This is a genomic window from Synechococcus sp. UW179A, from assembly GCF_900473965.1.
Classification (GTDB): domain Bacteria; phylum Cyanobacteriota; class Cyanobacteriia; order PCC-6307; family Cyanobiaceae; genus Synechococcus_C.
The window spans coordinates 20948-46898 of the sequence record NZ_UCNJ01000012.1; the positions used below are offsets into that span (position 1 = coordinate 20948).

At 56.7% G+C, this 25951-nt stretch carries 32 protein-coding genes; 15 read left to right on the forward strand and 17 right to left on the reverse strand.

Annotation, left to right across the window (positions count from 1 at the left end; all coding sequences use genetic code 11):
• Positions 1–14 precede the first annotated feature (14 nt).
• The 3 genes from ispG to DXY31_RS04505 form a co-directional block, all read right to left on the reverse strand.
• Complete coding sequence (gene ispG / locus DXY31_RS04495; RefSeq protein ID WP_114992560.1) at positions 15–1250, reverse strand: (E)-4-hydroxy-3-methylbut-2-enyl-diphosphate synthase; 1236 nt, start codon at positions 1248–1250, stop codon at positions 15–17.
• Between the two features lie 119 nt (positions 1251–1369).
• Positions 1370–1924 (reverse strand): uracil-DNA glycosylase, encoded by a 555-nt coding sequence (locus tag DXY31_RS04500; RefSeq protein WP_114992562.1) that lies wholly within the window; start codon positions 1922–1924, stop codon positions 1370–1372.
• Positions 1921–2421, reverse strand: a complete 501-nt coding sequence (locus DXY31_RS04505) for a VOC family protein (protein WP_371639093.1) — start codon at positions 2419–2421, stop codon at positions 1921–1923. Before DXY31_RS04505 ends, DXY31_RS04500 begins: the two co-directional genes overlap by 4 nt.
• Before the next feature lie 59 nt (positions 2422–2480).
• Here DXY31_RS04505 and DXY31_RS04510 point away from each other — a divergent pair, with 59 nt between their 5' ends.
• Genes DXY31_RS04510 through DXY31_RS04535 form a run of 6 tightly spaced genes read left to right on the forward strand, consistent with a single transcriptional unit; the run spans position 2481 to position 7858 of the window.
• The gene (locus DXY31_RS04510) at positions 2481–3659 is read left to right on the forward strand and encodes a pyridoxal phosphate-dependent aminotransferase (protein WP_114992564.1); all 1179 of its coding nucleotides are present in this window, start codon (positions 2481–2483) and stop codon (positions 3657–3659) included.
• Positions 3660–3702: 43 nt separating this feature from the next.
• Positions 3703–4602, forward strand: coding sequence for a putative selenate ABC transporter substrate-binding protein (locus DXY31_RS04515; RefSeq protein WP_114992567.1), 900 nt, complete (start codon positions 3703–3705; stop codon positions 4600–4602).
• A complete protein-coding gene (locus tag DXY31_RS04520) occupies positions 4599–5357 on the forward strand; it encodes a phosphonate ABC transporter ATP-binding protein (protein ID WP_114992569.1) in 759 nt (252 codons plus the stop codon). The genes DXY31_RS04515 and DXY31_RS04520 overlap by 4 nt, the downstream gene beginning before the upstream one ends.
• Before the next feature lie 8 nt (positions 5358–5365).
• A complete protein-coding gene (locus tag DXY31_RS04525) occupies positions 5366–6883 on the forward strand; it encodes an ABC transporter permease (RefSeq protein WP_170953555.1) in 1518 nt (505 codons plus the stop codon).
• Positions 6884–6911: 28 nt separating this feature from the next.
• Positions 6912–7580 carry a GDSL-type esterase/lipase family protein gene (locus DXY31_RS04530; RefSeq protein WP_114993053.1) on the forward strand — a complete coding sequence of 223 codons (669 nt, stop codon included), beginning with the start codon at positions 6912–6914 and terminating at the stop codon, positions 7578–7580.
• A gap of 35 nt (positions 7581–7615) precedes the next feature.
• Complete coding sequence (locus DXY31_RS04535) at positions 7616–7858, forward strand: hypothetical protein (RefSeq protein WP_170953556.1); 243 nt, start codon at positions 7616–7618, stop codon at positions 7856–7858.
• Here the strand turns inward: DXY31_RS04535 and DXY31_RS04540 are convergent.
• From DXY31_RS04540 to DXY31_RS04550, 3 genes are all read right to left on the reverse strand, one after another.
• On the reverse strand, positions 7855–8277 hold the full coding sequence (locus DXY31_RS04540) for a hypothetical protein (protein ID WP_114992571.1): 423 nt from the start codon (positions 8275–8277) through the stop codon (positions 7855–7857). The genes DXY31_RS04535 and DXY31_RS04540 overlap by 4 nt on opposite strands.
• Positions 8274–8510, reverse strand: coding sequence for a hypothetical protein (locus tag DXY31_RS04545; RefSeq protein WP_066905332.1), 237 nt, complete (start codon positions 8508–8510; stop codon positions 8274–8276). Before DXY31_RS04545 ends, DXY31_RS04540 begins: the two co-directional genes overlap by 4 nt.
• A gap of 176 nt (positions 8511–8686) precedes the next feature.
• The gene (locus tag DXY31_RS04550) at positions 8687–9310 is read right to left on the reverse strand and encodes a DUF938 domain-containing protein (RefSeq protein ID WP_114992574.1); all 624 of its coding nucleotides are present in this window, start codon (positions 9308–9310) and stop codon (positions 8687–8689) included.
• A 195-nt stretch (positions 9311–9505) separates the two neighbouring features.
• Here DXY31_RS04550 and DXY31_RS04555 point away from each other — a divergent pair, with 195 nt between their 5' ends.
• Entirely contained in the window at positions 9506–10159 is a 654-nt protein-coding gene (locus DXY31_RS04555) for a hypothetical protein (RefSeq protein ID WP_244279541.1), read from the forward strand.
• Positions 10160–10300: 141 nt separating this feature from the next.
• Positions 10301–10489: a hypothetical protein gene (locus tag DXY31_RS04560; RefSeq protein ID WP_114992577.1), complete on the forward strand. Its 189-nt coding sequence runs from the start codon at positions 10301–10303 to the stop codon at positions 10487–10489.
• A 195-nt stretch (positions 10490–10684) separates the two neighbouring features.
• Here DXY31_RS04560 and DXY31_RS04565 read toward each other — a convergent pair whose 3' ends face one another.
• Positions 10685–10990, reverse strand: coding sequence for a hypothetical protein (locus DXY31_RS04565; RefSeq protein WP_114992579.1), 306 nt, complete (start codon positions 10988–10990; stop codon positions 10685–10687).
• Here DXY31_RS04565 and DXY31_RS04570 point away from each other — a divergent pair.
• The gene (locus tag DXY31_RS04570; protein WP_371639099.1) at positions 10974–11690 is read left to right on the forward strand and encodes an alpha-ketoglutarate-dependent dioxygenase AlkB; all 717 of its coding nucleotides are present in this window, start codon (positions 10974–10976) and stop codon (positions 11688–11690) included. The two genes, DXY31_RS04565 and DXY31_RS04570, sit on opposite strands and share 17 nt — an antisense overlap.
• On the opposite strand, the gene DXY31_RS04575 is transcribed toward DXY31_RS04570, so the two are convergent.
• Complete coding sequence (locus tag DXY31_RS04575; RefSeq protein WP_114993057.1) at positions 11659–12561, reverse strand: AEC family transporter; 903 nt, start codon at positions 12559–12561, stop codon at positions 11659–11661. The two genes, DXY31_RS04570 and DXY31_RS04575, sit on opposite strands and share 32 nt — an antisense overlap.
• A 106-nt stretch (positions 12562–12667) precedes the next feature.
• Here DXY31_RS04575 and DXY31_RS04580 point away from each other — a divergent pair, with 106 nt between their 5' ends.
• A complete protein-coding gene (locus DXY31_RS04580; RefSeq protein ID WP_244279543.1) occupies positions 12668–12886 on the forward strand; it encodes a hypothetical protein in 219 nt (72 codons plus the stop codon).
• Here the strand turns inward: DXY31_RS04580 and DXY31_RS04585 are convergent.
• The 6 genes from DXY31_RS04585 to DXY31_RS04610 form a co-directional block, all read right to left on the reverse strand.
• Positions 12865–13371, reverse strand: a complete 507-nt coding sequence (locus DXY31_RS04585) for a hypothetical protein (RefSeq protein ID WP_114992581.1) — start codon at positions 13369–13371, stop codon at positions 12865–12867. The two genes, DXY31_RS04580 and DXY31_RS04585, sit on opposite strands and share 22 nt — an antisense overlap.
• A gap of 265 nt (positions 13372–13636) precedes the next feature.
• Positions 13637–14380, reverse strand: coding sequence for an amino acid ABC transporter ATP-binding protein (locus DXY31_RS04590; RefSeq protein WP_114992583.1), 744 nt, complete (start codon positions 14378–14380; stop codon positions 13637–13639).
• Positions 14377–15417, reverse strand: coding sequence for an amino acid ABC transporter permease (locus DXY31_RS04595; protein WP_114992585.1), 1041 nt, complete (start codon positions 15415–15417; stop codon positions 14377–14379). The genes DXY31_RS04590 and DXY31_RS04595 overlap by 4 nt, the downstream gene beginning before the upstream one ends.
• On the reverse strand, positions 15417–15917 hold the full coding sequence (locus tag DXY31_RS04600; protein ID WP_114992587.1) for an HdeD family acid-resistance protein: 501 nt from the start codon (positions 15915–15917) through the stop codon (positions 15417–15419). The genes DXY31_RS04595 and DXY31_RS04600 overlap by 1 nt, the downstream gene beginning before the upstream one ends.
• A gap of 24 nt (positions 15918–15941) precedes the next feature.
• Positions 15942–16841: an ABC transporter permease subunit gene (locus DXY31_RS04605; protein ID WP_114992590.1), complete on the reverse strand. Its 900-nt coding sequence runs from the start codon at positions 16839–16841 to the stop codon at positions 15942–15944.
• Entirely contained in the window at positions 16838–17890 is a 1053-nt protein-coding gene (locus DXY31_RS04610) for an amino acid ABC transporter substrate-binding protein (RefSeq protein ID WP_114992592.1), read from the reverse strand. The genes DXY31_RS04605 and DXY31_RS04610 overlap by 4 nt, the downstream gene beginning before the upstream one ends.
• A gap of 165 nt (positions 17891–18055) precedes the next feature.
• Here DXY31_RS04610 and DXY31_RS04615 point away from each other — a divergent pair, with 165 nt between their 5' ends.
• Positions 18056–18328 (forward strand): hypothetical protein, encoded by a 273-nt coding sequence (locus DXY31_RS04615; protein ID WP_244279545.1) that lies wholly within the window; start codon positions 18056–18058, stop codon positions 18326–18328.
• A 47-nt stretch (positions 18329–18375) separates the two neighbouring features.
• Here the strand turns inward: DXY31_RS04615 and DXY31_RS04620 are convergent, their stop codons facing one another.
• Positions 18376–19956, reverse strand: coding sequence for a SulP family inorganic anion transporter (locus tag DXY31_RS04620; RefSeq protein ID WP_114992594.1), 1581 nt, complete (start codon positions 19954–19956; stop codon positions 18376–18378).
• 30 nt (positions 19957–19986) lie between these two features.
• Positions 19987–21228 carry an FAD-binding protein gene (locus DXY31_RS04625; RefSeq protein ID WP_114992596.1) on the reverse strand — a complete coding sequence of 414 codons (1242 nt, stop codon included), beginning with the start codon at positions 21226–21228 and terminating at the stop codon, positions 19987–19989.
• 50 nt (positions 21229–21278) lie between these two features.
• Between DXY31_RS04625 and DXY31_RS04630 the strand changes: the two genes are divergently transcribed.
• From DXY31_RS04630 to DXY31_RS04635, 3 genes are all read left to right on the forward strand, one after another.
• Positions 21279–22412: a sirohydrochlorin chelatase gene (locus tag DXY31_RS04630; RefSeq protein WP_114992598.1), complete on the forward strand. Its 1134-nt coding sequence runs from the start codon at positions 21279–21281 to the stop codon at positions 22410–22412.
• Positions 22413–22492: 80 nt separating this feature from the next.
• Positions 22493–22642 carry a hypothetical protein gene (locus DXY31_RS16790; protein ID WP_170953557.1) on the forward strand — a complete coding sequence of 50 codons (150 nt, stop codon included), beginning with the start codon at positions 22493–22495 and terminating at the stop codon, positions 22640–22642.
• Positions 22643–22800: 158 nt separating this feature from the next.
• Entirely contained in the window at positions 22801–23064 is a 264-nt protein-coding gene (locus DXY31_RS04635; RefSeq protein WP_114993060.1) for a DUF2811 domain-containing protein, read from the forward strand.
• Here DXY31_RS04635 and DXY31_RS04640 read toward each other — a convergent pair.
• Complete coding sequence (locus tag DXY31_RS04640; RefSeq protein ID WP_170953558.1) at positions 23045–24700, reverse strand: GMC oxidoreductase; 1656 nt, start codon at positions 24698–24700, stop codon at positions 23045–23047. The genes DXY31_RS04635 and DXY31_RS04640 overlap by 20 nt on opposite strands.
• A gap of 172 nt (positions 24701–24872) precedes the next feature.
• Between DXY31_RS04640 and DXY31_RS04645 the strand changes: the two genes are divergently transcribed.
• Positions 24873–25913: a mechanosensitive ion channel family protein gene (locus DXY31_RS04645; protein WP_114992603.1), complete on the forward strand. Its 1041-nt coding sequence runs from the start codon at positions 24873–24875 to the stop codon at positions 25911–25913.
• The last annotated feature ends 38 nt before the right edge of the window (positions 25914–25951 follow it).

Sequence of the window (25951 nt, forward strand, 5' to 3'; positions counted from 1 at the left end):
TCAGATTAACGAGTTCAGGCAGGATCTACCCAGCGTCCGTCGTCTTTGATCAGCTGGATTAAAGCTTGAACACCATCGGCTTCCGGTACTTTGCGGATCTCTTCACGACCTCGGTAAAGCGCGATGGTGCCAGGCCCTTTGCCGACATAACCGTAGTCTGCGTCTGCCATCTCACCTGGACCGTTCACGATGCATCCCATCACGGCGATGTCCAGTCCGGAGAGATGAGAGGTTGCGTTTCTCACCTGATTCAGCACCTCCTCGAGATTAAACAAAGTGCGACCGCAGCTCGGGCAAGCCACGTATTCGACCATGGTCTTGCGTAAGCCAATGGCCTGAAGAATCGAGTAGCAGACAGGAATTTCCTTCTCAGGAGATTCAGTCAGCGAAACTCTGATCGTGTCTCCAAGTCCTTCGGACAACAGGGTTGCGATTCCCGCAGTGCTCTTGATGCGGCCGTAATCGCCATCACCGGCTTCGGTAACTCCAAGGTGTAAGGGGAAATTGAACCCTGCGTTGTCGAGCGTGTCGGCCATCATTCGATAGGCAGCGAGCATCACAGGGGCTCTGGAAGCCTTCATCGAAATCACGATGTTGTGGAAATCAAGGTCGTCGCAGATCCGCACAAATTCCATGGCCGACGCCACCATTCCCTCGGGTGTATCGCCGTAGGTGAACAACATGCGCTCCGCCAGGGAGCCGTGATTGACCCCAATGCGCAGGGCTTTGTTCTCCTTCTTCAGTGCCTCCACCAATGGGGAGAATTTGTCCTTAATGCGTTCTCCGATGGCATCGAATTCCTCTTGACTGAAGTCCTGCCGATTGGGGTCAGGTTTGTCAAACACGAACAAACCAGGATTGATCCGCACCTTGTCCACGTGCTTGACCACTTCCAGAGCAATACGAATGCCGTTGTGGTGAACATCTGCCACAAGCGGAACATTGCATCCCTGGGCGCGCAAAGCCGCACGAATCTGTCCCATAGCCTTGGCGTGGGCCAGCGTGGGCGTGGTCACTCGCACGATCTCGCAGCCGACATCAACCAGTCGACGAATGCCGGCCACGGACCCTTCGATGTCGAGGGTGTCCTCATTGATCATCGACTGAACCGCCACCGGGTGCTCACTGCCGATGGGGACTTCGCCGACCATGACCGTTCGCGTGCTTCGCCGGCGAATCACCGTGTCGTAACGGGGATTGATGGCAACTTCACTGCTGCTTTCAGGAGCACTGATCAAGGTGCCGGTCATGGATCGGGAGGGTTCTGAGCCAAACCTTGGCATAGACGTCAGCGCAATGACTTGCGTTTGTCCCAATCGTGCTGCTTTTGGAGTGGCACCGAACATCGATTTCGGTCCGGTTGGACGGTTCAGCTCCCCGTCAGCAGATGCAATCTGTGGCGGGCCTCTCGCAAATCCTGCAACGTCAGATCCTGCGGTGTTCCAGCCTCGCGAGAGCGGAATCGCAACAGGTACGAGGGATGAAACACGGGCATGAAGTCGCGGCCCTCATGGTTCTGCCAATGCCCCCTCAGCTTGCTGATGCCGCTCCGGACACCAAGCACCGCCTGCAGGGCTGTGGCTCCTGAAAGCAACACGAGTGCTGGATCGATCAGATCGATCTGTTGCTTCAGCCAGGGTCTGGAGATCTCGATCTCCTTGGATGTGGGCTTGCGGTTGTTGGGTGGCCTGCACTTGATCACATTGATGATGTAGAGCTCGTGCTGTTCATCCAGGCTTGCTTCTTTGATCAGTTCACTAAGCAGCTGTCCTGAGCGACCCACGAACGGCAAACCACGGGCATCCTCTTCAGCTCCGGGTGCTTCGCCGATCAGCATCAGGCGTGCATTTGGATTTCCGCGTCCAACAACCAGCCGAGGGTTCTGATCAGGACGCTTCAGCTGGTTTCGTTGTGGAGCTGTCATCGAATCGTCTTCTCAGCAGATTCAGTTCGGAGCACAAGCAGCAGGAACCTTTGCCCTTCTGGATCCTCCAGCCAACATTCCGCGCCGAAGCTTTCCAACCTCGGCTCTTCCGTGCTCTTGCCTCCGAGTTGCATCACGTGCTGTTGCCAGGACTGGAGCTCCAGCAGGGGGTCAGCCTTTGCCCGCCTTTGTAGGCATGGCGCCAGCGCTGACCCCGATTCAGGCCATGGACGGTTGCGTGATGGTGTGTAGATCTGGAGACTTCCCTGCGCCTGTAAAGGAACAATCCAGTGATGAGCGGCCACCCCCGGTTTGGGGCTGGTACCCAGCAGATCCGCATAAAACTTCGCCAGTTGCTCAGGCCTACGCGAGGCAAGCACCCAACTCAGAGCAATGTCGTCACCATTCATCCCGATATGTTCTCTGGTCTGGAGGCTGGCTGTGCGATCTGTTTCTTTGTTGTCTTTGACAACACGTCTTCTCTGTGGTTCTGACACCACATCAGGCAGGATGATCAAGCTTTTACCTGCGCATCCACTGGAGGGGTGCCGCTTCGATGTCACGCCCGCTATCCCTTTCAAGCCGGGCTGAAGCCCTCCAGCCTTCTCTCACCCTTGCAATCAGTGCAAGGGCCAAGGCCTTGCAACAGGAGGGTCGCGATATCTGCAGTCTGAGTGCCGGGGAACCCGATTTCGGCACACCCTCATTCATTGTCGAGGCCTCAATTCAGGCACTTCGGGATGGGGTCACGCGTTATGGGCCGGCTGCTGGGGACCCTGCCCTGAGACAGGCCATCGCCAGCAAGATCACCAACGAGAACGGTCTTCCCACCACTGCAGATGAAGTGCTGGTGACCAACGGGGGGAAACAGGCCATCTTCAACCTGTTCCAGGTGTTACTCAACCCCGGCGATGAGGTGTTGATTCCTGCGCCCTACTGGCTCAGCTATCCCGAGATGGCACGTTTGGCTGGTGCCCAGCCAATCTCAGTCCCTTCATCGGCGCTCAACGGTTTCCGCCTTGATATGCAGGCTCTCGAGGCAGCGATTACCCCGGCTAGCCGCTTGCTGGTGATCAACTCGCCGGGCAACCCAACCGGCCAGGTTCTCAGTCTTGATGAGTTGGAGCAACTGGCCGAGTTGGTCCGGCGTTATCCGAGATTGCTGGTCATGTCAGATGAAATCTATGAATATCTTCTGGATGATGGCATCGAGCATCACAGTTTCGCGGCGCTGGCGCCTGATCTCAAAGAACGATGTTTCATGGTGAATGGCTTCGCCAAGGGCTGGGCGATGACTGGATGGCGCCTTGGCTATCTGAGTGGCCCCGCCTCAGTGATTAAGACTGCCTCCGCTCTTCAGAGCCAGAGCACCAGCAATGTGTGCAGCTTTGCTCAGAGAGGTGCCATCGCGGCCATCGAAGGGCCCAGAGACTGTGTGAGAGAGATGGCTCAGAGCTACAACAAGCGCCGGACCATTCTCGTGCAGGGGCTCCAGGCCCTCCCAGGCATCACGCTCGTTCCTCCTCATGGAGCCTTCTACGCCTTTCCGCAGCTTCCCGACGGCTGCGGTGACTCGGTGAGTTTCTGCAAGAGGGCTCTGGAGGAGGAGGGTCTGGCCATCGTCCCAGGTGGTGCCTTTGGTGACGACCGCTGCGTTCGCTTGTCCTGTGCGGTCTCGCGTGAGACGATCGCAGATGGACTTTCTCGGCTCGCCCGCTTGCTCCCCGCAGGCTGAGTGCGCGAATTCGGTCTGATCATCGAATTACGTCTTCAACGACATGCTTTCAGGAGAACGCCGGGCCGTTGCCCTGCTGGCAGTACTGCTCTGCCAAGGGGTCACAGTCTTGCCCGTTGTTGCTCAGCCCACACTCAAGGTTGGGGCGATTCCTGATCAAAATCCTGAGCGACTCAATCGTCTCTATGGACAGTTGGCAGACGAATTGAGCGATCGCCTCGACGTGAAGGTGCGTTATGTACCGGTCAGCAACTATCCAGCGGCTGTGAGCGCTTTTCGCACCGGTGGGCTGGATCTGGTCTGGTTTGGTGGCCTGACCGGTGTGCAGGCGCGCCTGCAGACGCCAGGGGCTCAGGTGCTTGCTCAGCGCGATATTGATGCCCGCTTCCGCAGTATCTTCATTGCCAACACAAGCTCCGGGCTGCAACCGATCAGCTCGATCAACGGTCTCACTAGTTTGCGAGGCAAGCGGTTCTCTTTCGGTTCCGAGAGTTCGACCTCCGGCCGTTTGATGCCGCAGCATTTTCTGGCCAAAGCCGGAGTCACGCCAAGTCAGTTCAGTGGTGGCCGGGCCGGATTCAGTGGCAGCCATGACGCCACCATCGCAGTGGTGCAGAGCGGTGCCTATGAAGCGGGTGCGCTCAACGAGCAGGTTTGGACATCGGCGGTGAAAGACGGGCGCGTGAACACCGAGAAGGTGAGTGTGATCTGGCGAACGCCTGAATACGTTGATTACCACTGGGTTGTACGCCCGAAGCTGGATCAGCGCTTCGGAAAGGGTTTCACCACGCGTCTTCAGAAGGCGATCCTGGGTCTGCAGCCAACCACGCCGCGTCAGGTGACCATTCTTGAGCTGTTTGCAGCCAAGCGCTTCATTCCAGCGAAGGCGAGTCAGTACAAGCCGATCGAAAAGGTGGGCCGGGAGTTGGGCAAGATCCGGTGACAACGCTGTTGGAGCTGAACGAGGTGCGTGTTGACGGTCCCCATGGAGATCGGTTGAACGCTGTCACGTTCAGGCTCCAAAACGGTGAGCGCATCGCCCTGCTCGGACGCAGCGGTGCTGGCAAGAGTTCACTGATCGGTGTTCTCAACGGCAGCCTGCCCCCAGCAGCAGGGCACGTGCGGTTTCAGGGTGTGGCGCTTGCGTCGCTCAGCCGGCGACAGCGTGCACGGATCGGAACCCTCTGGCAGGACCTGCGTCTGATCGAAGAACTCAGCATTGGTCAGAACGTCAATGCCGGCGCTCTCGGTCGCCGTCGCCTGCCGTGGGCTTTGGCCAACCTGTTGTTTCGGGTCGATGCGGAGGCCAGCCGATCCTGTCTGCGTCAGGCAGGTCTGGAGGAGTCACTGCTATCGAACACGGGGCTTGATCGTCCTGTGGGGCAGCTGTCGGGGGGGCAGCGGCAGCGAGTGGCCCTGGCCCGACTGTTTCGTCAACAACCTGATCTGATGCTGGCGGATGAACCCCTTGCCAGTCTTGATCCGGCCATTGCGGCCGAAGTCTTGGAGAGACTTCTCACCTCTGAAGCCGATGGCAGCCTGCGCAGTGGAGCGCAGGCTGTGGTGGTGTCCTTGCATCGCCCGGAGCTGATCGATCGTTTTGATCGGGTGCTTGGCCTGCGCGCAGGACGGCTTGTGCTCGATGCGCCTGCAAAGGCCATCTCAGCAGGTGATCTGCGCGATCTGTATGCGCCGTGATCGTGTCAATGCGGACCACTGCGCCCGCCCTTGTGCTGTTGCCGGCTCTTGCTCTGCTGCCCGTACTGATTGTGGTGTTGAACGGAGCCCATGGCGGTGGGGCGGAGATTTTGGGTTCCTTTGTGGTCGGCGCCGTCAACCCTTCTCTGGACCCTGTTTTGTGGAAGGCCTTGCTGGTCGGTCTGCAGGTGACGGTCGCCACGGCACTCACTGGATGGAGCTGCAGTCTTGTGCTTGGCGTGTTGCTGGGGTGCCTGAGTTCGGAGCGTCTCTGGCTCACCTGGTCTCTTCCTGCCTGGCCAGCAATCGTGCTTGGGCGCCTGATGGCCCTGCCCCGCTCCGTCCATGAGCTGATTTGGGGATTGCTGCTGTTGCAGGTGCTTGGTCTGCATCCCTGGGTTGCGGTGATGGCGATCTCGATTCCCTATTCATGCCTGATCGCTCGGGTCTGGCGTGATCAGCTGCAAAGCCTTGATCCCTCCCAGCTGCAGGCGATGCTCCAGACCGGCTCTTCTCCCATGGCTGCCTGCATGACGGCGTTGTCGCCTGCCATGGGCTCGGTGCTGGTGAGTTATGGGGGCTACCGACTGGAGTGTGCGTTGCGCAGTGCGACCTTGCTTGGGGTCTTCGGTCTTGGTGGTCTGGGGATGGATCTGGAACTCAGTCTCAAATCTCTGCAGTTCCAGGAACTGTGGTCGGGGCTGTGGTTGTTGATGCTGGTCACTATTGCTCTGGAGCAGGGACTCCGCTATTGGAGGCGCTGGGGTGAACAGGCTCAATTCAGACAGCGCCAGGTCATGGGGTTTGCTGTCGCGGTTGCGCTGTCAGCAAGTCTTGGCGGTGTCTGGTTGGCGCACCTGTTTCCCGATGCAGGCTCCCTGAACTGGCTTCCTGTGCAATGGCCTGATTTCAGCAGTCTTCGCCTGGCGGCTCGCGAACTTCCCTGGATCTCGATGCTTTGGGAAACCCTGATCCTGACTGTGCTTGCGGCTGGCATCGCCATCGGCCTACCGCCATTGCTGCTGTTGCTCACTCCCGCGCATCTCTGGCAACGCTGCGTGAGTGGCTTCTGGATTCTGGTCCGGGTGATTCCTCCACCTCTCGCGGTGCTTCTGCTTCTGCTGAGCAACCAGCCAACCCTGGCCATTGGTGCGCTGGCGCTGGGGCTTCATAACAGCGGCGTCATGGGACGTTTGCTCCAGGAGGGCCTGGACCTGCAAGACGGGTCTGCTCAAGTTGCGCTGGTCAGCAGTGGAGCCTCTCCTCGAGTGAGCTGGCTTTATGGCTTGCTCAGCCCCAGGAGTCCCTCCCATCTCGCCTATGGGGCTTATCGCAGTGATGTGATCCTGCGTGAAACTGTGGTGGTCGGTCTGATCGGTGGAAGCGGACTGGGCTGGCAGCTGCTGGAGTCGCTCAGCTCCTTTCACTGGGCCGCGGTGTTGTTGTTGATCACCACCTATGCGGCTCTAACGCTGATCGGTGAATGGCTAAGTGATCTGTCACGGCAGCATTGGCTGCAAAGCTGACCCTGTTCAGCCGAACAGCAGTGAATTCATGCGGGCTCCCCGTCAACTGATCGTGATCGGAGACAGCGGAGTGGTGGGATGGGGTGATCGTGAGCGTGGTGGATGGTGTGAACGTCTTCGCGGCCATTGGATGGAGATGCCAGATGCACCGCTGATCTATGGGCTCGGTGTCCGCGGCGACGGTCTTGAGGCGGTGTCAGCCCGATGGGAACGGGAGTGGGCCTGCCGAGGAGAACTGCGCAGGAAGAAGCCCGAGGCCCTGTTGCTGTCGGTGGGGCTCAATGACACGGCTCGGGTCGGTCGTATTGATGGCCGACAGCCTCTGGATGCGCAGGCTTTTCGCTTCGGCTTTGAACAGCTGCTCCGGTCCATTCAGCCCCATGGCTCCGTTTTTGTGCTCGGGCTGACACCCGTCGATGAGCAGGCCATGCCCTTCGCCGACTGTCTCTGGTACAGCAACAGCGACATCGCTCTGCATGAAGCGCAGATTGAAGAGGCCTGCCTGGAGGCCGATGTCCCTTACCTCTGCCTTCACAGGGCGATGCAAGCGGATCCTGACTGGCTGCAGTGGCTAGAGCCCGATGGCATTCATCTCAATGCCTTGGGTCATTCCTGGATCGAGCAACGTCTGCGCTCATGGAGTGCGCTTCAGCAATGGGCTGGGCTCCAGCCCTTGCAACAGGTCATGCCCTGCTGATCAGTATCAGAATCGTGCTTGTCAGCGAATTGATCATGCGCCTTCTTGCTTGTGCCGCAGCCTCATTGTTGTTGTGTGGTGTTGCCTCGCTGGCGAGGGCTCAGCAAGGTCTCGTGAACTGTGAGGCCTTTTCCAGTGGTTTCACAACACCAGAGGGCTGCATCGACGGTTCTCAGCCCAGTTCAGGACCCATTCCCGCGAACCAGGATGGGATCGATGACGACTGGGGTGACATGCCTTTCGGTTGGTATGGACCGGGTGACTGGATGGATTTTTAGTGTCCGTTGGTTGGGTCTTCCATGTTGATGCTTGGGTTTTTGAGCAGTTGCATGAGCGCTCCAAGCGGCCAGCCGAGGTTGCGCAAATGGCGAGCAAGCGATCTCGATGCCTCGTAATAACCCTCTCCGTAACTGTGGGAATAGCCGATCTCCTTCAGTGTCAACAGCAGTAACCGGTGCTCGCGACGTGTTCCTTCCCTTGCCTCCAGCAATTGGAAACCTCGCTCTCTGAGCTGTCTGAGGGACCGTTCACTTAGGTCGTTATGAAACCCCAAGTACATCACATGGTCAATTTCCCTATACGCAGTGAAAACGCGGGCGCCGCGGTGGATTTCCAGAAATTGATAGCGCTCCGTGACGGCAATCACGGCTTCCATGCAGGGGGCGAGTAGGGCATCCTCGATCTGAGCGATGTTCATGGCGTTGCACTGCCGGCGGCCAGACGTTCCTCGCAGGCCACTTCGTAGTTCCGGACTGCACCGGCAGGGATCGAACCGTTGCTTTTCAGTTGTCTTACTGACAGCTCGACACACTGCAGGACCACGCTGGTCAGCTCACGTCCCTCGCACTGAGCCCAGCTGCGCAGCAACACGTGCAGGCTCGGTGGAACGGAAACCGTGAGCTTCACCTGGTTTTCCCGTGGGGGCGCCATCCGCTGGGTCTTCACGTCAGCTTCACCATAGCTTTAAGTAGCTCCCAAGCAACTGTGCAGTATCTGTATAGTTGCTTCAGGGCTGCTTGGTGTCGCTATTTGGCTTTTTGGGCGGTGTTGGGGCTGCGCTCAATAATCGCGGTTGTTTCTGGGAGTCGGCGCAGGCTCTCATGGTCTCAGCGGACCCAGGTGATCATGCGATTGTTGGCAGGCATCAAGGTGATGTTCTGAAGAGTTAGGCCCGCTTCACAGGCTTGTTTCAGGACTTTCGTCTGGTCACGCACGCCCCAGGCAGGATTCCTTTCCTTTAAGGAGGCATCAAAAGCGCGATTGCTCTCGCTCACGTGATGACCATCAACGCTGAAGGGGCCATAGACGCAAAGCGTTCCACCGCTTGGCAGCAGTGCCGCTGTTTGTGTGAACAGGGCGGTAGTGCAGTTCCAAGCAGAAATGTGGAGCAGGTTGATCGCCACCACTGCCTGAGCAGGCTCTGCAAGTTGTTTCTGCCAATTGGTGTCCCTGACATCCAGTTGCAGGGCCGCCGGCATTTTCAGAGTCAGCTGCTCGTGCCGGATCCAGGCATCGATGCTGCGGCAATGCTCAGGATCAGGATCACTGCATTGCCAGACAAGGTCTGGAAAGCGTTTCTGAAAACTGACGCCATGCTCGCCGGATCCGCTGGCGATCTCAAGAATGAATCCTTCGGCTGGAAGCTGCTCAGCCAGCACATCTCCAATCGGGACGCGGTTGCGCTGGGTTGCTGGGAAGATCAGGCGTTCATCGCCAAGGCCAGAATTCATTTGGTCAATGGTGACGTTTCAGTCTGTTGATGGGCTGTTGATAGTCATCTTTTCAGGCTGCTTTGGGTCAGGATCTCGAACAGATTTCAGTCCATGGTCGTCGTCCCTCCATGCCAAGGCACCTGCTCTGAATGCGTTGAGCATCAAGGCAGCGATCCTTGCCGATAAATTGGATCGATCAATCGGGAGATTGCGTTGCCGCTCAGTTCGGTTGCCGACTATCTCGATTGGGTGATGAATTTTGACGTCTGCAAAGTCCGTCAGGAGGTGATGCTGCTCCGGCGACGCTTTCCGGATGCCACCGGTTATGAGCTTGCGGAGCAAGCTTTCAGCGACGTGCGTCTCCGCGTTGTCACGGCCGGAGCTGCCATGGGTCTGGCGGCGAATCCACTACTGAGTGTGGCTGGTGCACTGGCGGATCTTTCCGTTACCACCAGAGCGCAGCTGTTCGCTGCGGCCTGTGCCGCCGAACTGTTGATTCCCGGTTTCCTCGATAGCGACACAGCTCGTTACGAGCTGCTTGTTCCCGTGCTCGGCTCGAGCGTGATCAGTCAGTTGGCTGTGGAATTTGGTCTCAAAGTTGCAAAAACCGCAACGCGGGATGTTGTGGTCAGATTGATTAACCAACGCAGCCTGCGCTTGATCAATGCTGTGATCACAAGAGTTTTCGGGCGCAGGGTGACTCAGAGGGCCTTGATCACCAAGACGATTCCCCTCGTGGGTTGCCTGATCGGCGGTGCCTGGAATGCCATGGAAGTTGAGGTGATCCGTAACCGCACGCTTCGCTACCTCACGGATCAATTCATGGACCCGGTCAATGTCGTTGACGTTGAAGCAGTTTCTGGCTGATGTTGCAGTCGCCTTTGGCCCCGCAGCAACAAGGGCCTCGACGGCTTGTGCGTTCGACCATGACCAACACATCAGAGTGTTGTGATTCACACAGCTGATCATTGATGCTTGTCGCTGAATGGACTCAGGTGCTTTTTGCGTATGAGCTATGAACCTGGAAGCCTCGACTGTCGTCTGCTGATTGATGCCAAACATCACCTTGAGCTTGCACTCGCTTCACTCAGTGGTCTTCCCCAAAGCGATCACATTCAGAGACAGCTGAAGGCTGTTCATCAGCAGCTTGAGGGCATGCACGATCTCAAGAGGGCGTTGCAGACTGACAACGCTTGATCAATCTCCCCAGCTGACCCAACTTCGATCGATTGGCTGCGCTCTTGGGTGACAATGACATCTCCCACCTCAGCCCGTATGTTCGAAAAGAAGGAGCGCCCCGCCTGGCTCAACTGGTTGTTCCTGGGCATCTTCCTGATCTCGAGCTGGCAGCTCGCCGGCTTCTGGTTTGAGAAGCTGCACGGCTGAAGCCCTCTATCCCTCGGCTGCAATCACCTTGGCAGTGGAGCGAGATACCTCAGCGGCTGGCTTGGCAGACGTTCTGTTGAGTTCACGCTCGAGCGCTTCAACACGGCGCTCACGCAGGCAATATTTGCAACCTCCAGTGGTCTGAAGGTGCCGTTCAGGAGTGATGGTGATTTCCTGAACGGGGTGCTTGCAGCAGCGGATTTTTACAGGGCTCTTGAAGCTCCGCCATTGGATGCCGGAGTAGTCGAACTGATCACCGAAGCGCTGTTTTGCTCGCTTCAGGAACGTTTCCAGCGTGATCCGTGCTCCCATCCCTGCAATCTATGGGTTGTGGTCGGCAACTTCGCTCACGCTGTTATCCGTCTTCACGCTCCATCAAGTCCGCGCGGTCGCCAGAGTGCTTCAGCGTGATGGTGTGCTGGGGATGGCCACAGACGAGGCCGTTGAAGTCATGAACTGGGCCCATCAACCAGCCTGGCTTTCTCCAGATCTCAGCCAGACCTGGATGGATCGCTGTGTGGAGCAGATCAGCTGGGATCAGCCTGAGGTCCGTGTCTATGGGCGATGGCATTTGGTGCCAAGGCTGACGGCCTTTCTTGCCGACCGCCAAGTGTCCTACCGCTACAGCGGTGCGCTGCATCGAGGTGAGGGCTGGCCAGACTGGTTCCTGCCCCTGTTGGACCTCGTCTCATCCCGGAGCTCAGCGCCGTTTAACGGCTGTCTTTTCAATCTCTATCGCGATGGTGAGGACCGAATGGGGTGGCACGCCGATGACGAACCAGAGATTGATGCCTCGTTCCCTATCGCATCGCTGTCATTCGGATCAAGTAGAGATTTGCAGTTCCGCCATCGATTCAATGGAACGCGTTGCGATGTCACGCTCGCTGATGGCGACCTTCTGCTGATGGATCCTGATTGTCAAAGGCTTTGGATGCATGGCCTGCCGGTGAGAAAGCGGGTGAAACAACCAAGGCTCAACCTCACGTTCCGGGTGTTCCGCTCAGTGGACTGATCAGCAGACTCCAAATCGGGACACTGATCAGAGCTGACAGTGTGCTGATCAGGATCAGTTGTGCCGGTCTGGCGGCGTTCAGTTGTTCGGCTTCGGCGATGAGCAGAACGGAGATCGCGGTTGGGGCGGCCGCCTGCAGAACCAACGCCTGACGTGCATAGCCAGGCAGTGGAAAGGCCAGGCTGATCAGCAGCATTAGGGAGGGAAACAAGACAAGTTTGCAGATCAGTGGTGCACTCAGATCGATGACTGGTCCCTTCAACTTTCGTGCTGCGATATCCCCAAGTCGCATTCCCACCACAACCAGCGCCAGCACGATGACCGCGCGCGAAGGCAGCCAAAGAGCATCACGGATCAGCTCATGCCATGGGGTTACCTTCACGATCAGTGCCCCAAGAAGTCCTCTTGTGGCAGGGCTAGCACTGAGATGTGCAAGCAGATCCCGCCAGCGCTCACGGGTCCTTTGCATTTGGCTTTTTCGGTTCAGCCAAAGAGGTCCAAGAGTCCAGACCAAAAGAGTTGCGCCAAGGTCGTAGCCGATGCTCACCGGTAGCGCCTCTGGCGGAAGCAGGGCCAGAGTGGCTGGAATCCCGAAGTAAGCCGTGTTGCCGATGCAGCTGCCCAGCTGCAGATCCGCCCGGCCCAGAGCGGCGATGCCTGCACTCAGCCAGTGCAGGATCATCATCATCAAGGTGATGGCTGTAACCGAAAGCAGCGCCATCCCAAATAACGAACCGTTGAGGCCGCCATGCAGCAGCAGCCCCATCAGGCTCACAGGAACGCCGAAACGCACCAGTGGCAGGGCGAGGGGTGCGATCCACTGAGGTCGCCATCGTCCGATGAGTGCTCCGCCGATGAGGCAGGGAGTCATCTCCCAGAGGAGGTTCAGCACTGGTGATGCATCAGCAAATCAAGACCCTGAACCCAAGCCCTTGTGCCAGACTTCCATCCGTCCGTACCAAAGGACCATTGTGACCATGGCTGCTCCCTCCTGCTTGATTCAGAGGCATTTCCTTCAGCTCAGCACGACCCTGGCTGATCGATGCGAGCAGCTGCAGCTGGAACTGTCTGATCAGGTTGCCAGTCTGCCGTTAGGCAATGAACGTTGGTTGTTGACTGAACGGGAGCTCTCGGCGGCAGAGGATGCGCTGCTACGTCTCCACGACCATGTTGATCAGCTTGTCTCGATCCCGTAGTAGCGAAGCGGGATGCCAAAAGTCACGACGTCATGTGGATCGCTTGGTAGTAGGGCCACAATTGCAAGCTCTCGATCGTCGAATGCTTCCTTGGATTTGAAGACAAATGCTGCTGCATCCGATGCGCTCCATAGAGGTGCTCCATTGCTGCGCTCTTCGCGATACGTCTCGAAGATGGCCTCAAACTCCTCTCCGTAGTCGGCATTGCTGAGCATCAGGTCCAATGCGGAGTTGTCACTCCTGGTTTGGATCAGCTTGAACAGCTGTTGCATCAGTGGATGGTCGATGGTCGTGGAGACCCGGACAACATTGCCGATGGTTCCCACCGCCGTGACATGAAATCGTCTTCTGTCGGAACGGGCATCGATCACCGCTACGGGCAGGGTCAGATCCCACTGACGATGTTCCGCAACGTTGGTTGCAAGACTGCTGAGATCTTTGGCGTGGTCCTCGCAAAGCTGTTGAACCCTCTCACGTTGGTCCATAGCGGGTTAGCGGTGTGGGTGTGCAGACAGTTCGACCGCTCGGCTGCCGGGCAAGCAGAACTCCAGATAGAGGCTGGCGGCGTCTCTCTTTCTGTTGTCCAAGATCAGCATTGATACGCGCTCACGCCACCAGGAGGAAACAGTGGATTCCACTGCGTCGCGGGGGGGGTGTCTCGATGGATCGCTCATCCGATCTCGTCGTTAACGCCCCCTTACCATGGCCAGGTCCTTGGCAAAAAACAGGTTCCTGCGCTTGAGATCCTGCTTAATGCGCCATTTGATTGAGAAAACGCCTGCTGCGCTCCTCCTTCGCCTGGGTGAAAAATGTAGAGGAGTCTGTGAGTTCCACGACTCGCCCCGCATCCATGAACAAAACCCGGTCGGCGACTTCACGCGCGAACCCGAGCTCATGGGTCACAACGATCATCGTCATGCCATCGGCAGCAAGTTTTCGCATTGCATCCAGCACCTCCTTGACCCGTTCTGGATCGAGAGCACTGGTGGGCTCGTCAAACAGCATCAACTCTGGATCCATGGCCAGTGCCCTGGCGATGGCCACCCGTTGTTGCTGACCCCCGCTTAGTTCAGAGGGATATTTGCTGGCCTGATCGGCGATGCCCATCTGCGCCAGAAGTCCGTGTGCCCTTGCTTCTGCATCAACTTTGCTGATTTTCCTCACTCGGATTGGTGCCAGCGTGATGTTGTCGAGGATCGAGAGGTGCGGGAACAGATTGAATTGCTGGAACACCATCCCGACTCGACGGCGAATCCGCCGGATCTGTCGTTCATCCTGCTCCGTATCAAGAGGGATGCCGACGATCTCCAGCTGCCCGGCATCGATTGCTTCAAGACCGTTAAATGTGCGAATCAGGGTGCTCTTTCCGGAACCGGAAGGCCCCATCACCACCAGCACTTCGCCATGGTTGACGCAGAGGTTGACTTGATCGAGTGCCTTCTGTGAACCGTTGAAGGTTTTGCTGATTGATTCGGCTCTGACGGAGACGGTCATGAAGGAATGGCTGAAGTGGAGGCAGAGGGGCCCTGACGTTCAAGTTGACGAGCCATAAGGGCCATGGCGGTGCATACCAGCCAGTACAGAACAGCAAGCCAGATGTAGGTCTCGAGGTGTCGACCGATATAGGCAGGATTGGCCAGCAGGCTGCGACTGATTCCAAGCAGTTCCACCAGTCCAAGAATGGCCATCAAGCTGGTGTTCTGGAGCAAGCCAATGGCTTGATTGGTGAGTGCAGGCACCGCCACGCGCAGTGCCTGAGGAAGCACCACCAGCTGTTGGATCTGCCATGGACCCAGCCCTAATGCAGCGGCTGCCTCGAGCTGCGTGCCCGGAATGGCCTGTAAACCTCCGCGAACATCTTCGGCGACATAGGCGGCTGCGAAGAGCGCGAAAGCCACGACGGCTCTGAGTACCCGGTTGATTTCGATCTCGACCGGCAGAAACAGGGGAAGAAGCAGTTGTCCGAAAAAGAGCACGGCAATCAATGGCACTGCTCTCATGCCATCGATGTAAAAGCGACAGAGATGACGTGGCAGCGTCAGCTTGCTTCTGCGTCCAAGGGCCAGCAAAATTCCAAGTGGTAGTGCCAGCAAACCGCTGAAGCCAGTGAGCAGCACCGTCAGCGTCAGTCCACCCCAGTCCCTCGAGCTCACCGTCTGTAAGCCCGGTCCGCCAGCAAGCAACAGCAGGCCGAAAGGAAGCATGGCGAGCCAGCACCACGAAAGAGCTAGACCACTAATTCGCCATCGTGCAGAAACGAGAGGCTGCAGCAGCGTGACCGCCGTTATGACGCACAGCAGCCCTAGCCAGAGATAAGGCCTCCAGCGCTCGTTCTCTGGGTAGGCACCTACGGCAAAAAGAGGAAGATTCTGCGTGACAATGGACCAATCTGCTCCCACAACCAGCCAAGCAGCTGTGGACCAGACGACCCAAGCGATCAGGGCCAGGATCACAACACTGAACAGTGTCTGCAGTGGGTGATGTCTGGCTTGGAGAAGTCGTTTCCGGTACGCAGTCTGTGACCCGGTCATCAACTCCCGGGCTGCTCCGCAGGTGAGGTGAACAGGTTGAGAGCTGACGTGAACAAGGCGACTCCGAACAGAGTTCCTAAGGCCCAGAGACTGTCGAATGGCCACTCCACTACCAGCAGAACTCCAATCAAGGAGGTGAGTATGCCATCAACAATGCTCAGGCCGCCTGCCGGACCTGATGCACTGGCTCCTGAGGCAAGCTCCATCACACCTTCAACCAGCAGCAGGATGCCTGCGAAGAGGGTGAGGCTGACTTCACTGTCAATGGGATCAATCAGGATGAAGATTGCGCCACCGATGTAAAGCAGTCCTGAGAGAATACGGAACAGTTTCCCCTGACTGTTGCTCTCATCGCCAAGACGCAGAAATTGACCGATGCCTGCGGCAAAAGCGATCCCACCAATTCCAATTGTGAGAAGAGTTGCGGAAGCAAAGGGCAGCAGGATCGCAGCGATTGCGGCGATCACCAACAGCACCGCTGCGATGCGACGGGAATTCATGGGCTAAGGAGTAACAGAGTGATGCTAGGTCCGTTGTGCTGGACGAACCACGATTCGATTTAGCACCTGCATACCACCATTGATCAGAAGATTAAGTGCGAGAAAGCTCAGCAAAAGGATGAGGAATCCTTCGATGGCTCTTCCGGTCTGGGTGATCGCTGTATCACTTACGGCGTAGAGATCTGCAAAGCCAACCGCGATTGCCAGGGTGCTGTTTTTGGCCAGATTTAAATACTGACTGCTCAGAGCAGGAAGAATTGCTGGTAGAGCCTGTGGCAAGACGACCCTCCTCAGTCCCATGGTTTCGCCGATACCCAAGCTCCTAAATGCTTCCCACTGACCCCTAGGGACGGAGTCGAGTCCACCGCGAACGACCTCCGCAATCGCTGCACCGGTGAAGACGCTCAGGCCAACTAAAACCGCAGAGAACTCCACGCTCAGGTTCAATCCAAGAATCGCGATGCCCTGATTCGAGAGGCTGATGAGCGCCCCGAGCGGAGCCATCGGTTCGGACGGCAGGCCAAGAAAAGCCACGAAATACCAGAAGAGAAGCTGCAGCAGTAAGGGAATCTGGCGGATTAAGCCCACATACAAGCCAGCTAGCTGACGCAGCAGAGGATTGAGACTGCGTCTTGCCGCTCCGGCCACAACACCCAGCACCGTGGCAAGCACGATGCTGCAAGCGATCACCCGGAGGCTGTTAAGCCAGCTCACCAGCAAAGCCCAGGCTGTGCTGTCTCCGGGCTGATAGGGAAGTGTGTGTTCGCTAAGGGCGAATCCAGCAGGCTGCCAGAGCCATTCGAAGCTCAGTCCTAGCCCTGTGCGGATCAGATTCACGGCCAGGTTATTGACCAGAATTCCCACAAGCGTGAGAACTACTACCGCCAGGACGATCTCAAGCCATCGAAAGCCCTTCCGTTTCATTGAAACGGAGGTGCAGTAATGACTCCTCCGTCGCGATGCAACTGATTGAGTCCGCGTGGGATTGGAACGGCGCTTTCTGGCCCCAGATGTCGGTTGTAGATCTCTCCGTAGTTGCCGGTGGCCTTGATCACATTCACCACGAAATCATTGCTGAGACCAAGCTTGCTGCCCAGGTCGCCTTCGACTCCAAGAAACCGCCTCAACTTCGTGAGATCAGGATTGTCCTGTGCCTCTTTCAGCTTGTCGTTCACATTGGCCTGGGTGATTCCCATTTCCTCTGCAGTGATCACTCCATAAACCACCCAGCGCATGGCGTCTGAGAGGCGCTGATCCCCACCTGAGGACAGGGGAGCTAGAGGTTCTTTGCTGAGAACATCAGCAAGAATCACGTGCTCCTCAGGTTGTTCAAATCCTGAGCGGGCTGATGCGAGTTGGGATCGGTCTGAGGTCATTGCCTGGCAACGCCCCTGGAGATAACCAGCAACCACTTGGTTGAGATCCTGATATTTGATCGGTTGATAGGGCAACCCAAGTGACTGAAACGCATCATTCAGGTTCTGTTCTGTCGTGGTACCCGAGCCAACACAGATCGACTGACCTTTGAGATCTTTAAGACTGCGGATTCCGCTGTTTCGCCGCACCAATAACCCCTGCCCATCGTGGAAAACGACTGGCGCAAAACTCACCCCATTTCCACCTGAAGCATCCCTACTGAGGTTGAACGTTGTGTTGCGTGAAAGAAGATCGATCTCTCCTGTTTTCAGTGCTGTAAATCGTTCCGGTGCAGTCAGCGGTCTGTATTGCACCTTGCTGGGGTCCTCGAGTATCGCCGCCGCAAAGGCCTTGCATAAATCCACATCCAAGCCTGCGTAGTTGCCATCTCTTTGCAGGAAGCTGAAACCTGGGATCTTTCCACTGACGCCGCAACGCAGTTCCCCTCTGCTGCGAATCAGATCCACTCGGGATGCATCACCATCTCCGAGGCTTGCGCAGGCTGAGAGTGCCAGGCACGCCGAGAAAAGGGAGACAATTGAGCGACGCTTCGTCATACGAGTGGTCCTTGGAGGGCAATTTTGTCAGAACTTCGAGAGGTTTGAGGCGGATACCTGCTGACCTTGGCAGGAATCTCTACTGTTGCTTGCATGTCGATCAAGCTCCGAAAGATGTTTCGGTTCCGAGCGGGATCCTTATTAGCCATGGGATTTGTACTGTCCATGGTTGGTTCTCCTGCTTTGAGCTGGCAGATGGGAGACCGACAGGCTTACAACAACAAGATGGCTTTGCTCAACGTGATGCTTGAGGGGGCTAAGCAGCGTGCTGTTGACACTAACGATCTTCAGACTCTTTGCCTGGTGATGAGCATCGGCAACGATGTGACAGAGCGCTATCTCCAGGAGCATTCCAGCGACCAGCAGATCGAACAGCGGTTGAAAGGAATGCGCAACGACTTCACCTCCTGCTTGGGCCTCCTTTACAGCGTTCAGTGAACCTGTTGATCAATCAGTTCACATATCAACTCTAAGAATTCCCCTTGTCAGCCATGCCCACCATTGGGTTGGGATCCAATCCGTTCAAAGAGATTGAGACTTTCTTCGTTTAATCCCAGCACTTCGACTTTTGATCCGCCTTGCTCAAGCTTGCGAATCACCTGGTTCAGAGCGCTCACACCGCTTTGATCCCAGATATGAGCAGCTGACATATCAATGGTGACCTGGTTGGGATGGTCATGAACATCAAATCCCTGAACAAAATAAATCTTGCTTACGAAAAACAACTGTCCGTTCACGACATAGCGGCGCATCTCCTCATTCACATCCACTGCATCAACACGGATCACTTTGGCCACTTTGCGGCTGAACAAAATGCCTGCCAAAGCCACTCCTGCAATCACTCCAAGCGCCAGATTGTGGGGCGTGGTGAGCATGGTGACGGCGAAGGTCATCAGCATCACCGCCGTGTCGCTCTTTGGGATCGACCGGAGCCGACGCAGCCCGGCGATATCAGCTGTGCTCACAGCGATGCTGATCATCACAGCTACCAGTGCGGCCATGGGGATCTGTTCGAGCCATGGCCGTCCCAGCAGAATCATGGCCAGCAGGCTGACCCCTGAAAAGAGAGTGGAGAGCCTGGTTCGTCCACCGTTGTCGATGTTCATGACCGACTGACCAACCAGGGCGCAGCCGGCCATGCCCCCAAACAGGGAGGACACGATGTTGGCGATGCCCTGACCTCTTGCTTCCACGTTCTTGTTGGAGTTGCTGTCGGTGCGTTCATCGAGGATGTCCTGGGTCAGAAAGGTCTCCATCAGACCCACCAGTGAGATCGCCAGGGCCGTTGGCAGAACGATTCCCAAAGTCTCGAGACTGAAGGGAACCTTGATCTCGTCCGGCGAACCGAACGGCCAGCTCGGAATCGGCAGTCCGGTTGGCAAGTCTCCGAGGCTGCTCACGGTGGGGATATCCAGGCTGAAACCGATCGAGATCACGGTCAGCACAATGATGGCCACCAGCTGTGATGGCACTAGTCGTGTCAGGCGCGGCAATCCATAGATGATCAACAGCCCGAGCACGACCAGTCCCCAGATCACCGGAATCTGGCTGCCTTGAGGCAGCAGGTCATGGGCGTGGCCCGCCGCATCGGTTTCGCCGAAGTGCAGATTGATGCCCAGCTGGGGAAACTGTGCCTGGAAGATCAGCAACGCCAGCGCATTCACAAAGCCGCTGAGCACGCCTAGAGGCACGAAACGCATTTGGTAGGCCAAACGCAGCCAACCCCAGATAATTTGCAGGATGCCTGTGACCACACCGGCAACAAGGAGGTAGGTCAATCCCAGTCCCTCTCCGCGCGCCTCCCCGGTGGCGACAAGCCCAGTCATCAGCAGTGCTGTAGAGCCTGTGGCAGAGGTGATCATCGCTGAGCGACCACCGACAAAGGCGATCGTGATCGACAGCAGAAACGCTCCAAACAGGCCAACCTGCGGATCCACACCGGCAATGCCAGAGAACGCAATCGCCTCCGGAATCATGGCGAAGGCCACCACAAGTCCGGACAGCAGATCCTTGCTTGGGTTGCCGAAGCCGACATTCATCTGCCGAGGCACGGATCCTGAGGCCATCAATCTTCTGTTGAGTGCAGGGACCGTAGTTCAGAGCGGCGGCAATCGTCCTTCCGGATCCAGTGCGCTCTTGAGTTGGCGAAGTTCCGGCAACCAGTCCCCGAAGGCGTCCACCAGTTCCCGTTGATGGCCCGGCAGATGGTCATGCAATTGAGCGAGATGCACTCCAGGGCATGTTGTGCTCAAGTCGGCACTGACCTGATTCATCCACTCAAGACTTTGTTGTCGCCCAGAGCGATCTCCAGGATTCCAGGCTGCTGTGATCCAGGGTTTCCACATGGAATCGCGGTGGACGAAGGAAGAGCTCTCGCGCTTGATTCGCATTGTTGCTCCCCCCAGTTGTTGAGCGCTGATGCGGCACTCTCCATGGGGTCTCTCCTGCATGCGACAGCTCAGCAGCTCCATCAAGGGGCCGGCCTCATGCTTCAGGGCTGGACCGAGACGCGCGAGCACTTCGCTGTGAACGGGTCTAGAAGCAACGGCTTGAGAGGCAAGGCTGCCAAAGGTCGGCTGCTCCAGTTGATCCTTGCAGTGCTGGATTGCAGCGTGCTGATCTCTTCCCAGGATTGGATCAAGTTCTTTCAGCTTTCGGGATATGGGTTTATCGGAGCTGCAGTCCACGGCATAGATCTCCAACCTCTTCCCCCAGCTCCATTGCAGGCTGCAGGTTTCAGGCCAGCTCTCCGCGATCTGGATCAGCTCTGATAGTTGCGACGGAGGGATCAACCCATGGCGCACCTGCAGCGGTTGGAGTCGTTGGGTGCGCAGGCGCAGCCGCGTGACGATTGCCAAGAATGGTGAGGCACCCATCAGGGCGCGCCAGCGGCACACATCCTCTGCTGTTTGATGCTCCGAAAGGGCAAAGGGCTCACCTGACCCCCAGATCCCGTCGATTGCGGTGATGGAGTCCAGGGCAAGCCCCTGGGAACGGCTCAGGGGACCCATTCCTCCCGTGAGGATGAAGCCGCTGCCGGTCAGACCAGAGAGTCCGATGGGAATGCTGCGGTCAGAGGCTCGTAAGACCTGCAGCAGCTCGGCCATCGTCAGGCCGGTTCCGAACTCGATTTCTCTTGAGTTCTCGTGATAGCAGACCTTCCGGTGTCGTCGCAGATCCACTGTCCAGCTGCCATCGCCTGCGCAGCGACTGCTGTTTCCTCCTGAGCAAACCCGCACGGGCACGGATCCGAGCGGTTGCAGCATCAGCTGCTTCAACAGCTCCGGACTGGGAGTCAGGCAACCAAGGCTCTTTGCATCACTCGCCAGCGGGTTCATGGTCTTTGTTTTACAGCCGCGAATAGGTTTGATGCAGATGCACCGCATGTGTGACCCAGCAGATCGTTGCTCCTGCTGCAACCAAACATGGAGTTCTGATTTGTGGTCATGGCAGCCGCAACCGTCTGGCGGTTGCCGAGTTCGAGGGGTTGGCCAACGGACTTAAAGAGCGCCTGACCGGATTGCCGGTGGAATATGGCTTTCTTGAATTCGCACGTCCCATCCTGAGAGATGGTCTGGAAAGGCTGCGCGCGCAAGGAGTCGTCAAGGTGCTTGCCGTTCCGGCGATGTTGTTTGCCGCTGGACACGCCAAGAACGACATCCCGTCTGTGCTCAACACCTACAGCGCTGAAACTGGACTGGAGATTGACTACGGCCGTGAACTGGGCGTGGACCGCTTGATGATCGCCGCGGCAGGAGCACGCATTGAGGAGGCTCTCAATAGGACCTCCAGGGTTGATCTCGCCAACACCATGCTTGTGGTCGTGGGTCGTGGTTCTTCGGACCCTGACGCCAATTCCAACGTTGCCAAGGTCACCAGGATGTTGGTGGAGGGTTTTGGTTTCGGCTGGGGGGAAACCGTTTATTCGGGCGTCACATTTCCTCTGGTGGAACCCGGACTGCGTCATGTGGTGAAGCTTGGTTTTAAGCGCATCATCGTGTTTCCTTATTTTCTGTTCTCCGGGGTGTTGGTCAGCCGCATCCGTCAACACACACAACGGGTTGCGGATGATCATCCCGACGTTGACTTTGTCAACGCGTCTTACTTGGGTGATCACAGCTTCGTTCTAGACACGTTCCTGGAGCGGGTTCAGGAAGTGATGGGCGGAGAAGCCGCAATGAACTGCTCTCTCTGCAAATACAGGGCTCAGGTCTTGGGCTTTGAGCAGGAAGTGGGACTTGATCAGTCAAGTCACCATCACCATGTAGAGGGGCTCACGGAAGCCTGTGCACTCTGCGAACGGGAATGCACGGGTGTATGTCAACCCGACGGCATCCCGATTCCAGTGGGCGCTGGGCACCATCACGATCATGACCACTGCCATGAGCATGACCAGCACAGTCATGACCAGCACAGTCATGACCATGGACACCATCCCTACCCCCACGCCGATCACCCCCTCGGACCGACAACGTTGCGTCGAACGGCACCCCAGCAGGAAGCAACTGGGTCTCAAATCTGAAGTAATTCGGTAGAAACGGCGCACTCAGGCGTCTCTGTCTTGCCTTGGTCTCGCGAGACTTGCTCGCATAAGCGTGACTGATGTCTCGTGGCGCTGTGGAGAAAGGCTGCGGTTTTCCACAGTTCTTAGACGCTTTTCCACTGCTATTTGCTGAAAGCAGTCGCCTGGAGGGAGAGGCTGTGGTTTTGGATTCCGGTGCCTTTCGTGACTTGACAGGGGTCCTCGCTTGATTGCTCGAGTGGTGTGCTGTGTTCGTCTTTCAAGCAAGCCGCCTGTGCTGCAATGAGTCTTGTTTGAGATCAGCGTTTGGTGGCAGCCCGTTGTTCGCTTTGACGATCAGGGAGCTTGTGTGGCTTCCTGTTGGTGGAAACGGGACGCAGAAGCGCGGATGGATTGCAATCACTTGGAGCGCTGCATGGATCCGCAGCCGGCCACTGCATCGGATGGTGAATCACGCTTCGTGAGTCTTGAGGCTGAAATCCCTGAAGCTCTCTACCAGGGCATGAAAGCCTTCGTTGGGTCCAATCAGGCTTGGGATCAGTCCCAGGTCATGAGTTCCGCCCTGGCCCAGTTCCTTTTCCAGAACGGTTGTTCTGAGCGCGCCGTCACGGAGCTCTATCTCGATGATCTATTCAGCCGTTCCAAGGTGTAATTGCTGCCAGGCATGCTCTCCGGGTGATCGCCATCATGGTGAGCGTCGGGCTCTGCCAACCGGAACTGGGCCAGCAGGCGCCGTCCACAACCAGCACATTGGGACATCGCCAGAGACGGTTCCAGCGATCAACCACGCTGTGTTCCTCGTTGCTTCCCATTGCTGCACCTCCGACTTCGTGGATGTAATAGCCCGGAGGTGGAGCGTCCTCCTGAGCCGCAAGAGCCTTCGCGACGAGAGGCTTCACGAGTGGAAGGTGCACCTGATCTGCAAGTGATGTCGTAAGACCACCGGCAATGTTGATGCAGTCCTGAATTGTGTTCTGCATGTGTTGCACCATGGCCTGCTCATTCGCTCCCCAGCTGCAGCTGATGTGGGGTATCGGCACATCAAGTGGGTCGCAGTGTTGCGAGAGGCTCACCTGATTTTCTGAATCTGAGAGCACCTCACCGTGGCCGATCAGAAAGCCAAGCCGACGGTCTGGATTGCGTTTAAGCCACCGGGGCGGATCAAATCGGTTGATGGCTCCCCAGATCCCATAGCCGCGCAGAAAAGGGCGCCCGGCGCAGGTCTCAGGGGCATTTCCGAAGGGCAGGAAGAAGCTTCCTGCTCCTGAAAGCCTGCTGGATGGGTCGGATTGCTGAGCCGCGCCGCGTCCGGTTTCGCTTGGAACCGAGAAGAATCGACAGCAAGACACATGATCCATCAATCCCTTGCCCAGCAGCCCTGAGGGATCCTTGAAGCCCTTTGAATTTGCCTGTTGCTCAGACTGCAGCAGCAGTCTGAGCGTTGCGATCGTGGAGGCGCAGGTCACCACCAGATCGCATTCCAGTCGCTGCCGTTCCCCATTGATGCGGTTGACGACCACAACGGCGCGGGCTCGTTGCTGGGCGGGATCGATCTCCAGGGTCTCCGCCATTGAATTGCACAGGAGTTGCACCCGCCCTGTGGCCAGTGCTCGCTGAAGGCTGCTGCCGTTGCTGCTTGATCGAGGCCACTCGGCTGACGTGGTGCGCTGGGGGGCCTCAAAACCCCGGGAATGGATCAAGGCAATGCCGCGCTCCTTGTGCAGGAGTTCACGCATCCGCTCTTCCTCAGGCATGAAGGGTAAAGCTGGTGCCATCTGTCCATCAGGGAGCTGCTCAAGACCATCCCGCTCACCACGGACTTCAAACAGCTGCTCGAGTGCGCTGTAGTGAGGATCGAGATCGGCATGCGTGATGGGCCAGTTTTGACCGTATCCGTCTTGATCCGCAGCTTTGAACTCATAGTCGGAAAGCCGCAGGGTGATGCCACCCCACGTGAGGCTGCGGCCGCCAACCTGACGACCCTGGGTCCACAGAAATGGTTGATCGTCTGGCGTGCTGTACGGGTACTGACGTTCGTCCGCGTAAAGGGAGGGGTTCTGTTTCCAGTAGCCAGGGTGTTGAATCTGACGCCGATGGCGACCGCTGATCAGACCTTCGGCTCGTCTGAAACTATTGCCAGGTTCGCTCCCGAGGGCTTCCGAAGCTGATCGATCGGGACCCGCTTCCACAACCAAAACACTGAGCCCTGCTTCTGCAAGTGTCATCGCTGCCACACCGCCTGTGGCTCCCGATCCGATCACAATTGCTTCAAAGGGATTCAAGGACACGGCATGAGGATGACCTACTGATAGTGCCCGACGCGGTCGAGAGCTCTGGCCAGTGTCATCGCAGCTACGCCGCCTGTAGTTCCTGAACCTGCACAATCGCTGCAAAGGTGTGCTTTGGCAAGACAGAAAGGGAGTATTTAGATAGTTTGCGACAAGGCATTGTGTTTGATCAATGATCATTCCTTCTTATTTATCTCTGGCTGTTTTGCGGTGGTTGGGTGGTTTTTTTGCGGTCTTAGCGCTCAGATATTTTTTTGGATTTTTAATACGTCGTATAAGGAGAAAGAAGCACAATTTTTCCGAGTTTATTAGACAATTGCTCATAGGTGCGCTTGTTCCAGCTGGGCTGTTGCTGACCCTTGTTTGGGGCTGGGATGCTTTGCCTGACGCCGGTCAGGTAGATGAAATTAGCTATGCAATTGTAAGTTTTATCGCGATGGTCCTTTTGGTGAGGCTGAGCAATACTTCACTGGTGTTTTTTGTTGATAGCTATATCAGGCAGAAGCAGAAAGCATCTTTCAGCCCTGAAATGTTTGCAGCTCTATCACCTATCTTGCGTGTGTTTGTCTGGGTGATAGCGCTGTTGATCTACTTTCGACAACAGGGTCTTCAATTGGGCGCAATTTTCGCAGCTTTGGCTGGAGCAGGGATTGGTGTTGGTATTGCCTTTCAGCGCCCGATACAAAATTGGGCCGACTACATAATAGTTCTTTTTGATAAACCCTTTTCTTTTAATCAACTTATTAGAGTTGGTAAAGTTGTTGGCCGAGTTGAGCAGGTTGGCGTGCGTACCACCTCGATTCGAAGCGTAAGTGGACAACTTATTGTTATGAGTAATAGTGATTTACTCGATTCAACTATTGAACATCTTGATGATTTTCCTAGGCGCCGAATAAAGCAGATCATAGGTGTTGAGTACGGAACTTCTCCCGAGCTGCTTGAGTTGGTTCCTGGGTTGATCGAGACTGCTGTGAATTCAGTCTCTGGAGCGGAGTTTGATCGGGCCAACTTTATTTCTTTTGGAGATTTTGCGCTCAAGATTGAATATGTGTTTTATGTGGCCAGCTCGAAAAACTCCGTTGCCTTGGGTCTCAGGCATAGTATAAACATTCAGATATTGCGATGCTTTGGTAAGCATAATATTAGGTTTGCCGTTTTGTCCTGCCCTGATTGTGTAAGGCGATTAAAATCGGAGGCCCGAAATGGTGATTAGAATGAAATTACCTGCCTTTTAATGTGCTGTAATTGTGT